Annotated in this window: 10 protein-coding genes; 8 read left to right on the plus strand and 2 right to left on the minus strand. The window is 72.2% G+C overall.

Annotated elements, in window-relative coordinates; translation table 11 throughout:
• Positions 1 to 42: 42 nt before the first annotated feature.
• From CHF15_RS42195 to CHF15_RS42215, 5 genes are all read left to right on the plus strand, one after another.
• Positions 43 to 1,032 (plus strand): NAD(P)-dependent alcohol dehydrogenase, encoded by a 990-nt coding sequence (locus CHF15_RS42195; RefSeq protein ID WP_089229251.1) that lies wholly within the window; start codon positions 43 to 45, stop codon positions 1,030 to 1,032.
• A 246-nt stretch (positions 1,033 to 1,278) separates the two neighbouring features.
• A complete protein-coding gene (locus CHF15_RS42200; RefSeq protein ID WP_179280237.1) occupies positions 1,279 to 3,057 on the plus strand; it encodes a nucleic acid/nucleotide deaminase domain-containing protein in 1,779 nt (592 codons plus the stop codon).
• Between the two features lie 64 nt (positions 3,058 to 3,121).
• Positions 3,122 to 3,694: an SUKH-4 family immunity protein gene (locus CHF15_RS42205; RefSeq protein ID WP_089229253.1), complete on the plus strand. Its 573-nt coding sequence runs from the start codon at positions 3,122 to 3,124 to the stop codon at positions 3,692 to 3,694.
• Between the two features lie 35 nt (positions 3,695 to 3,729).
• Positions 3,730 to 4,599: a nucleic acid/nucleotide deaminase domain-containing protein gene (locus tag CHF15_RS42210; RefSeq protein WP_089229254.1), complete on the plus strand. Its 870-nt coding sequence runs from the start codon at positions 3,730 to 3,732 to the stop codon at positions 4,597 to 4,599.
• A gap of 213 nt (positions 4,600 to 4,812) precedes the next feature.
• Positions 4,813 to 6,375, plus strand: a complete 1,563-nt coding sequence (locus CHF15_RS42215; protein ID WP_143681774.1) for a WD40 repeat domain-containing protein — start codon at positions 4,813 to 4,815, stop codon at positions 6,373 to 6,375.
• 342 nt (positions 6,376 to 6,717) lie between these two features.
• Here CHF15_RS42215 and CHF15_RS42220 read toward each other — a convergent pair whose 3' ends face one another.
• Both CHF15_RS42220 and CHF15_RS42225 read right to left on the minus strand, forming a co-directional pair.
• Positions 6,718 to 7,146, minus strand: coding sequence for a VOC family protein (locus CHF15_RS42220; protein ID WP_089229256.1), 429 nt, complete (start codon positions 7,144 to 7,146; stop codon positions 6,718 to 6,720).
• 204 nt (positions 7,147 to 7,350) lie between these two features.
• Positions 7,351 to 8,121: an alpha/beta fold hydrolase gene (locus CHF15_RS42225; RefSeq protein ID WP_089229257.1), complete on the minus strand. Its 771-nt coding sequence runs from the start codon at positions 8,119 to 8,121 to the stop codon at positions 7,351 to 7,353.
• A 220-nt stretch (positions 8,122 to 8,341) separates the two neighbouring features.
• Between CHF15_RS42225 and CHF15_RS42230 the strand changes: the two genes are divergently transcribed.
• The 3 genes from CHF15_RS42230 to CHF15_RS42240 all read left to right on the plus strand — a co-directional run.
• Positions 8,342 to 8,707: a PadR family transcriptional regulator gene (locus tag CHF15_RS42230; protein ID WP_089229258.1), complete on the plus strand. Its 366-nt coding sequence runs from the start codon at positions 8,342 to 8,344 to the stop codon at positions 8,705 to 8,707.
• Complete coding sequence (locus CHF15_RS42235) at positions 8,704 to 9,675, plus strand: hypothetical protein (protein WP_089229259.1); 972 nt, start codon at positions 8,704 to 8,706, stop codon at positions 9,673 to 9,675. Before CHF15_RS42230 ends, CHF15_RS42235 begins: the two co-directional genes overlap by 4 nt.
• A gap of 239 nt (positions 9,676 to 9,914) precedes the next feature.
• Positions 9,915 to 10,451 (plus strand): serine hydrolase domain-containing protein (locus tag CHF15_RS42240; RefSeq protein ID WP_143681775.1); only part of this gene is annotated, 537 nt, incomplete at its 3' end.

Consider the following 10,451-nt stretch of genomic DNA (forward strand, 5'->3'; position numbering starts at 1 on the left):
CCTACCGTGCCCAGAAAGGGAGTTCGGACATTGGGGGGTTCGATGGAAGCGATCGTCCAGAAGAGTTTCGGCCCGCCGGAGGTTCTGCGGCTGGAGGACGTCGACCGGCCGGAGCCGGGGGCCGGCGAGGTGGTGGTGCGGGTACGCGCGGCCGCGCTCAACCCGTACGACTGGCACATGATGCGCGGCGACCCGTACGTGGCGCGGCTCATGGGCGGCATGGGGCTGACCCGGCCGAAGACGGCCGTGGCGGGGATCGACGCCGCCGGTCACGTGGAGGCCGTCGGACCGGGCGTGCAGGGCCTCGAACCCGGTGACGAGGTGCTGGGCTTCTGCCCCGGGGCCTGCGCCGAGTACGCCCGCACCACCGCTGACCTGGTGGTCCCCAAACCCGCGGGCCTGACGTTCGAGCAGGCCGCCGCGGTGCCGATGGGCGCGGTGACCGCGCTGCGCGGCATCCGGACCGTCGGCGGGGCGAAGGCCGGGCACCGCGTACTGGTCAACGGCGCCGCCGGCGGCGTGGGCCACTTCGCGGTGCAGATCGCCGCCGCCCTGGACGCCGAGGTCACCGCGGTGTGCAGCCCGGGAAACGCGGAACTGGTGCGCTCCTTGGGCGCCGGCCACGTCATCGACTACACCCGGCAGGACTTCACCAGGTCCGGCGTCCGCTACGACCTGATCCTGGACAACGTCGGCAACCACCCGCTCAGCCGGCTGCGCCGGGTGCTCACTCCGGCGGGCACCCTGGTGGCCAACGGCGGCGGGTCGCCCGGCCGCGTGTTCGGCGCCGTGGGGTCGACGCTCCGCCTGGTCGCCGCCAACGCCTTCGCCCGGCAGCGACTGCGGGTGATCCTCCCGGCGACCCCGGCCGGCCCCGCCCGGGACGACCTGCTCGCCGTCACCGCGCTCATCGACGCCGGCCGGCTCACCCCCGTGGTCGACCGGACCTATCCCCTGGCCGAGACCGCCGAGGGGATGCGCCATGTGGAGCTGGGGCACGCCCGCGGCAAGACGGTGATCACCGTTCGCTGAAGGCGCCGTCCCGCGTCGCCCGACGGCCGTACCCCTGGGGGTCGCCGGCCGTCACGACGCGGGCCGCGCGGAGCGTCGCCCGCGGATGTCCCCAAAGAGGCTACACAAAAGGCTAGTTGGCCCTCGTTCGTGCCGGTGTATCCCGCGCGCCCTTTCCGAACAGCCCGTTCTCGAACGCAGTTGACGCGGCGTCGGACAGGGCGAGACGATGCCGACCGACCGGCGCCGATGTCACGGGGGTGCTCCATGGGCGTGGTGTTGCCGAGCTATCTGGATGAGGCTCTCGACCTGATCGGCGTGTCCTGGCCCAACGTCGACGAGGACGACTACCGCGAGATGGCCCAGGCCATGCGCGACTTCTCGGAGAGCCTGCGCAACGGCACCTTCGATCTGCACGCGGCCATGCAGGACATGGTGGGGGCCAACGAGGGCCCCGCGGTGGACGCCCTGGCCGCGCATTGGGAGATGGTGCGCGGCAAGCACCTCTCGGGGCTGACCGACATCGGTGAGGCGGCAGCTTTCGGGCTGGAAGCGGTCGCGGTGCTGATCGAGGGCGCCAAGCTCGCGGCCATCGTCCAACTGGGCATCCTGGCCACGGAGATCGTCGCCGCTGTGGCGGCCGCGCCCGTCACGCTGGGGTTGTCGTCCCTCGGCGGGATCGCCGGTACGCAGGCCTGCCGGATGATCGTGAAGCGGATCTTCAAGGAGGTCCAGCAGGCCGTCATCGACGAGATCATGTCCCGGGTGACCGCCCCCATCGAGGAGGCCATCGGGGCCATGGTCGGCGACCTGGTGGTCCAGGTCGGCTCGAACGCGCTGGGTGTGCAGAACGGCGTCGACCTCGGCAGGACCGCGAAGGCCGGCAAGGACTCCATGCAACTGGCCTCCGCCGGGCCGGGCGGAGGCGGTTCGGGCGGCAGCGGCAGCGGCAGCGGCGGCGGCTCCGGGCAGATCAACGTCGATCTGCAGTCGTACGGCTCCCTGCAGGACTCGCTCAAGAGCGCCGGCGACCACTTCGACGGCCACAGCATGTCGCACATCGGCAAGGCGAAGAGCCACCAGGGCCGCACCCGGGGCAAGGACGCCATCGCCAACGCCGTGAACGGTGCCATGGACAAGGCGATGACCGGCATCGTCGAGGGGGTCAAGAAGGCGTCCAAACACATCGGCGACGACATGAAGCAAGGCGTCAAGCTGATGCACGACAACCACCACCAGAACGACGGCAAGATCGCCGACGACCTCCACAGGATCCACCGCCGGGAGCCGAACCGTGACGAGCTGCGCGACCAGCTCGGCGAGCGGCCGGTCTACCTCCTGGGCGACCGCGGCAAGATCCAGCGGCTCACCAGGAACGGGCCCGTCGACCTGACCGACGCCGACCGCGACCTGCTGGGCGTACCGCTGAAGCTGACGGGCGCGAACAAGGACACCGTCCCGCGCCGTCCCAAGAATCCCGACAACCCCTACGCCTGGCCGGAGAGCACCCCGGAGGACAGGGCCGCGCGGCCGCGCAAGGCCTCCACGAAGGTCCCCTTCTACGAGGACGAACTGTCCCGCGCGACAGCGCTCGCACGCCACGAGCAGGGCAGCTACGGCAACTACACGCCGGACAAGAACACCGGCGAGCCCAAGTTCAGCAGCAACAACTACGCCGCGGCACGAGTGGAATACGAGCACGAGGACGGCAATACCCGGGATTTCATCCTGGTCGGACGGAGCAACAACCCCGTGCACTCGGAAAAGGTCATCGGCATACCCTTTCTGGAGAACGGGACGGGGCAGCATGTGAAGGACCTCTACACCGAACGGGCGCCCTGCAGCGAGAGCAGCGACTGCGCGGCGTGGATCCAGGAATGGATGCCGCACGTCAACGTCACCCACAGCATCGACTACGGGCCGTCAGCCGAATCCATGGAACAGGGAAACCGGGAGGTCGAGGACCGGCTCAATCGGATGTATCCGGGGGAGCGGCCGGAGAAGAGAAGCCCTTGGACCAACTTCAAGGGCCTCCACCACCACTGAGATGCCCCACTGGTACCATCTGCACCCGTCAGCCGCCCCCGAATGAAAGCCCGGAAGCTGCGAAATGAGTCCCCTGATCGACCGCGTGGCCATGGAGTCGGTTTTCGGCCCCGACGAACTGGTGACTCCGGATGACGCGGCTCTCGCCGGAATCGCCCACGAGCCGACCCGGGTCTTTCTGAGGGACGTCGGCCTTCCGGACCAGATGGGCTGGTTCCAGGCCGATCAGTTGCTCGTCGACGGTGACCTGCGCATCGGCGGCGAGGCCTGGCAGGCGGTTTCCAGGAAGTACCCGAGCTGCCCCTTCGACATGTCGGCCTGGCTGTCGCTGGGCGGGATCGGCATGGACGACGTCATGGTCGACACCAGGACCGGGGTCGTGTACTGCATCCCGGAGGACGGAAGCCCGCACGTCCTCAACAGCGGCGTGGACGAGCTGGCGTTCTTCCTCCACGCGCTGGAGGAGGAGCGACCCGACTACGATCCGGAGGCCGCCACCGACGAAGGTGTCGACCCGGAGGGCGCGCACGACCGGCTGCTGGCGCTGATGCGCCGGACCGACGCCGCGGCGATGGAGAACGAGGACTCCGCCTGGTACCTCGTTCTGCGGTACGTGCGGAACCTCATGCAGGACTAGCGAACCGGTACCCACCCCTTGAGGAGAACGACGACGTGACGCCCACCGGCGACCGCCTGACCGACCGGTTCGGCGCATCGGGAGTGCGGCTCCTGGAGACCGGGCCCGCGGTACCCGACCTCGTGGACGCCGCGGCCTGGGGGCACACCGCGGGCCTCGTCCTGCCTCTGCGCGTGAACCCGTACTTCCACACGCTGCCGGAGGAGCCGGTCGGTCTGCGCGCGTACGCGCGGGGCATCGGCAGGGATCTGGAGGGGGACCCCCACGCCTCCTGGACGCGCCTCGGCTCTGACCGCGCCTTCGACCTCTGTGTGGCTCCCGACGGCAAGGTGTGGGGCGTACTCCTCGGCTACGACGAGCCGGACAGATTCGTCAGCTCCAGCCCGGCCCTGTTCGCCGAGAGCCTGCTGGAGGTGGACACCCTCCTGGAGGCCGTCACCACCGGCGAGGACCCCGAGCAGGCGTCGGCCGCCTACCAGGCCACGCTCCGCCGGCTGGAGTCCGCGGACCCCGAGGCCTTCGCCGATCCGGAGCACTGGTGGCCGCTGGTGCTGGAGGACATCCGCACCACCGCCAGCGTCCGGTCCTTCGCGACGTTCGAGTTCGCCGCCCCGGACGGCACCAGGCACCTGGTCAGCGAGCCGGGGTCGATCTGCGTGCACGCGGAGGAACGGACCTGGTCGCGGATGTACGCGGCCGGTGTCGAGCCCGACCAGGTCACCCGCATCCACACCGAACTCGAGCCCTGCTTCATGCCGGGTCACTACTGCTCGATGTGGCTCGAGATGAGCTTCCCCGACGCCACCCTCACCCACAACGTCTCCTACGGCGAGACCGCCGAGGAACGGGTCGCCGGCATCAGGGAACTGCAGGCGTTCGTCCGAAGCCAGTCCGAGAAGGGGTGACCCGCACTGACCACGCCCGGCATCCCCGCATGGCCGCCCCCGGAGGGCCCGGCCGCCCGCCCGGCGGCCGACCTCCTCGCCTGGGCCGCCGACCCCGGCGGTGACCGGCCGCGTGCCGCCCTGGTCACCGGGCCGCGCGGTACGGGCAAGAGCCGGCTGATCGCCTGGCTGGTCGCGGGATCGGCCGCCGACCCCCGGATCACCGTGCACGCCGTGGGATTCGCACGCGGACAGACCGCCCGCACACTGGCCTGGCAGCTCGGCCGGCAACTCGGCTACGGCCCCACCGAGCCGGACGAACTGCCGGTACGGCTCCGGGCGGACCCGCGACCGGTGCTGCTCGCCGTCACCGATCTCCACCAGGCCGGACGGGGCCCGGCCCACCTGCCGTCCGGCCGCCCCGGCACGGTCGTCGACGACCTCCTCGCCCCGCTTCTGGGGCTGCCGGAGCTCCGCCTGATCATCGAGACGGAAGCACCGGAACTCGCCCGCACACCGGACGCGCTCGTCCTGACGCTCGAACCCGCCGACGACGCCCGCCCGGTGGGGACACCGCTGCCCGGCCCTCGCCCGGAGGACGCCGTGACCCCCGCCCCGCCGGCGCCGGGCCTGGACTGGCGCACCGCCTCGGCCGACGAGCGCGAACACGCCCTCGACCGCGCGCTGACCACGGGCGCGGCCCACGAACTGCTCAGGGACCCCGGCTACCTGGTGTACGGATCGGTCCCGGCCATCACCGCCACCCTGGAAGACCCCGCCGTCCCCCTGCCTTCGAGCCTGCGCGCCGTGTGGGCCGACGCGGCCCCCGCACTGTCGGCCCCGGACCTGCCCGACGCCCAACGGGCCGCCGTCCTGCACGCCGCGGCCGCCGGCACCGACCCCCGCCTGGCCGAGTACCTCAGGCCACTGGCCGAGTCGGGCCCCTGGACCACCCGCTGGTCCCGTCCGTCACGACCCGCGGAGGCCCTCGCCCTCCTGCCGGGTGCCACCGGTTCCGACGGCACCCTCGTCTCGGCGAACGGCCTGGGGCAGCTCGCCCGGCTCGCGCTCGCCGACGGTCAGGTCGTCGCGAGCCCGTCGTCGGGCGGCACGCCGTGGCAACCCGTGGCGCTCACCGCGGTGACGGCCGACTGCCTGCTGGCCCTCGACGGAGCGGGGACGCTCCACCCGCTTCCGCTGGCCACCGGGGCCCAGGTGCCCATGGGCCTGGGCTACCTGGCCCTGCACCACAACTCCGCCTCGCTGGCCTCCCTTCCCGAGCGCCCCACCGCCATCGCGTCGACCCCGCGCCACGTCGCCGTGGCGGACGGCCAGGGCCGCGTGCGGCTGTGGCCCCTGTACGACATCGGCCCCGGCCCGCGCGACGTCGAGCCGCACCGGACCGGCGTGACGGCGGTGGCCTGCCTCGACATCTCCGATTCCGCCGTGCTGCTGGTCACCGGCGGCCTCGACGGCACCGTCAGGCTGTGGGACACCGAGGGCGGCGACAGCCCGCCGGACCCGGTCGAGCGCCGCGCGGCGGTCCCCGTGGCCCTGGCGGCGGCCGACACCGATGACGCCGGACCCGTCCTCGCCGTCGCCTGGTCCGACCGGCGACTGCACCTGTGGCACCTGCTCAGCGGACGCAGGGCCGTCGTCCCCGCTCTGCACGATGTCCAGGCCCTGGCCCTCACCGGCAGCGGCCACCTGGTGGCGGCCGGGCACCGGGGCATCCGCAGCACCAGGCTCGACCTGGCCGCCCTGTGGGCGCGGGAGGCCGGGATCCCGGCCGGTTAGACCACCGCCGGCCCCGGGCCCGCGAGCCCGGGGCCGGAAGGGACGGAGGCCGGAAGGGACGGAGGCCGGCGGCCGGGCTAGGTCGTGTCGTCACATGAGCTCCCCCGGCTACCGCTGGGAGGTGCCCCCACCGCCCGAAGGGCGGGCACCGCGGTTCCCCCAGCTTGCGCTGGGAGGTGCCCCCAGTGCGGTGCATCGCAAGGCGGAGAGTCGTCCTCGTAGTGGGCTACTCGGACGATTCGACAACGCAGCGTGGGGGCACCTCCCAGCGAAGCTGGGGGAGCGCCGCGGGGTGGGGGCACCCCCGGCCGAAGGCTGGGGGAGGGCGTTTGACGGCACGGCCTAGGGGCGGACGTAGGGCCGGGTCAGGACCTCCATGTTGTGGCCGTCCGGGTCGGCGAAGTACGCGCCACGACCGCCGAAGAGGCGGTTGATCCGACCGGGCTCGGTATGGCGGGGGTCGGCGTGGTGAGTGACGCCGATCGCCTCCAGGCGGCCGATCACCTGGTCGAACTGCTCCTCGGTGACCAGGAACGCGTAGTGCTGCGACTGGATCGGCTCGTCACGCTTCTCGTAGTAGTCGAAGGTCACGCCGTTGCCGAGCTCGACGGGGAGGAACGGCCCGAAGGGTGCGCCGACCTCCAGGCCGAGTACGACGGCCAGGAACTCGGCCGACAACCGCCGGTCACGGGCGTAGACGGCGGTGTGGTCCAACCGGGCGGGAGCCGGCGACGGCTTGATGGCTGAGGGGTTCTGCTGGTCGTTGGGCATCGGTGACATCGGTCTCCGGGTCTCGGGTTCGCTGGGGCCGGTGCCGCATGGGGGCACCGCGGGGAGACTCGGAAGGAGGGCGGGGCTCTTGCCCGCCTCGCGCTCACGCCAAGGCCGGCGACCCTGCTCGTGCTTGGCTCAAGGCCGACCCGGCAGTCACCTGATGGAATCTAGTGACTGCCGGGGGCGCGGGCAACATCGGGGTCAGGCGGCGGTGCTCTCGGCGGCCTGCCGGATGAGGCGGGCGACGGCCTCGGGCCGGGAGACGGAGACGGCGTGGGAGGCGTCGACCTCCTCGGTACGGGCTTGCGCGCGCTCGGACATGAAGCGCTGCGCGGCCGGGGGGATGTTGCGGTCGGCGGTGGCGACGAGGCTCCAGGAGGGGATCGCCCGCCACGCGGCCGCGGTGGCCGGCTCCTCCAGGGCGGCCGCGGCGATGGGGCGCTGGGTGGCGGCCATCAGCTCGGTGACCTCGTGCGGGACGTCGGCGGCGAACTGGTCGTGGAACGCCTCGGTCTTGATGTAGAGGTCGGTGCCGGTCCCGGTGTCGGTCAGCGGGAAGGGCGCCCCGGCGTCGGTCACGGGGAAGGGCAGCGCGTCGAGGTTCGGGCCGAGGGTGCTCCCGGGGTACTTGTTCGACAGCTCCAGGGCGCTCTCGCCCTTGTCGGGGATGAACGCGGCGACGTAGACCAGGGCCTTGACCTTCGCCTCGTCGGCGGCGGCTTCGCTGATCACGGCGCCGCCGTAGGAGTGCCCGGCGAGGACGACGGGGCCTTCCACGCCCTTCACCACGCTCGCGACGTAGGCGGCGTCACCGGCCAGGCCGCGCAGCGGGTTGGCGACCGCGACGACCGGATACCCGGCCTCCCGCAGGTGCGGGATGACGCCGTTCCAGCTGGAGGAGTCCGCGAACGCGCCGTGCACCAGCACGATGGTGGGCTTGTGCGGGGCCGGGCGGGTGGTGGTGTCGTTCATGGTGGTTCTTCTCCTCGGACGCTGCGGGTCGTTGCCTTCGCCGGTGCGCCGCTGGGGTGCTGCCGACACCGAGAAACTTAGCGCCGTATTGCCTCGTGCACAAGTTATTTGTGGGCAACTGAAATGCCCGGCCCGTGGTGACCTGCCTGCCGGCCCGCAGTGAACGGCCTTCAAAGTCAGGTCACTTGTATATACAGTTCATCGGTATATGGTGACGGCCATGACTGAACGTTCGTTGCAGGAGCCGACGTTGCTCCTGCTCACCGCACTCGCCGATGCGCCCCGGCACGGCTACGCGCTGATCGAGGAGGTCGCCGCGATATCCGGCGGGCGGGTCCGCCTGCGGGCGGGCACGCTGTACGGGGCGCTCGACCGGCTGCTGGGGCAGGGGGTCGTCAGGGTCGAGCGTGAGGAGATCGTCGAGGGCAGGCTGCGCCGGACCTACGCGCTCACCGACGCCGGCTACGCGCTGCTCGCCGCCGAGGCGGACCGGCTGCGCGCGACGGCACATGAGGCGGAGCGCCGGATCGGGCTGGCCCGCCCCGGCGCGGTGGCGCGCCCGACGCGGGGCGGAGCGGGCGCATGAGGGGCGATGCTGCCGAGGAGCGGGAGCGCGGCGTGCGCGGGCGGCATCCCGTGATCGCCCTGTACCCGGCCGCGTACCGTCGCCGGCACGGCGCGGAGATCGCGGCAACCCTCGAGGACGCCGGCGCCGGTGCGGGCCGGCTGGAAGCGCTGCGTGAGACGGCGGCCGTGGCGGGGCACGCGCTGCGGATGCGCACGGGCCTGGGCTCGGCCAGACCGGCGGGACGCGCGGTGGCCGGGCTGGTCCCGTACGTCGTCGCGGTGGCGGCCTCGTTGGCGGCGGCGCTGCTGGTTGTGTGGCCGCTCGATCCGCTGCCCTGGGACGGCGAGCGCACCTACACCCCGCTCGCCTACGCGCCCTGGCCGGTCGCCCTGGGGTGCCTTCTCGCGGGCCGCTGGGCATGGGCGCGCATCGCGGCGGGCGCGGCCCTCCTCGGCGCGGTGGTCTCGGTACCGCTGGCCCACTGGTCGGGCGGCCCGGCGGGGCTGTCGCAGAACCTGCCGACCGTGCTCGGGCTGGCGCTCGCCGCGGCGGTCGTGCTGGCAGCCCCGCCCGACCTGCCACCGGTCGGCACACGCGGCCGTCGCTCCGCCGCGCTGATCGCCCTCGCCCTCGGCGTTCCGATGGTCGCGGGGTCGCTCACCGTCTTCCAGGCGCTCGCCGACGTCGGGGTGACCGAACCCGGGCGCGCGGACCCGATGCACCTGTTCGCCTTCTTCACCCCGCTCGTCCTGGCCTTCCCGGCGGCCTGGGGTCTGGCTCGCCTGCGGTACGGAGCGGTCTGCGCGGGGGCTCTGATCGCCGCGACGTCGGTCGTCCCGCTGTACCACGACGGCCTGCTGGCCTCCGTCCCGTACGGCTCCGGGAGCCTCTGGGCGGAGGCCGCGGTCCTGACGGGCTTCGCCGCCCTCGTCATCCGCCTGGGTCTGCGCCTGCGATCGGCTCGGGAGCGCCGCCGGACGACGTGAGGCCGGGATCGGCCAAAGCAGCCGGGCAGGGTCTATCGGCGGTCAAGTGCCCTATGGATTAGGCGAGTTGATGGAGGGCGGGTACGGGGGTACCCGCCCTCCGTCGTGGTGTCCGGCACTACGGTCGTGTCACAGAACCGGTGCGGGGCCGGCCAGTTGATGTGGAGCCGTGAGCGCTGCGGGCGCTCGGCCCGCACGACTCCGTCCCACGCTCCTTGACCGACGACAGAGAGAACCGGATGCGTTTCACCATTGCGAGCATCACGCTCGCGAGCACTGCCGTGATCACCACCCTGGCCGCCTCGCCGGCCGTCGCCGCGAGCCCGTCGCTGCCCGCCCCGGACATCTCCGGCGTCCTGGCCGTCCAGAAGCAGGCGATGGCGAACGGCGCCCCGGGCGCGCTGACCCGTATCGACTCGGGCGGTTCGAGCTACCGCATCTCCATGGGGCAGTCGGACACCGTCGCGCGTACCGCGATGGACGCGGACCGGCGGTTCCGGGTCGGCAGCGTCAGCAAGAGCTTCACCACCGTGGTGCTGATGCAGCTCGTCGCGGAGGGCCGGATCGACCTCGACGCCCCGGCGAACACCTACCTGCCCCAGCCGCTGCCCGACGACCGCATCACCGTGCGGCACCTGCTCTCCCACCGCAGCGGCCTGTGGGACTACACCAACGACATGTTCTACTACACCGTCCCGGGCTTCGAATCGGTACGGAACAAGGTCTTCACCTACCAGGAACTCATCGACCTCTCCACCGCCCACCAGCCCACCAAC

Origin of the sequence: Actinacidiphila glaucinigra (assembly GCF_900188405.1) — a bacterium.
Lineage (GTDB): Bacteria > Actinomycetota > Actinomycetes > Streptomycetales > Streptomycetaceae > Actinacidiphila > Actinacidiphila glaucinigra.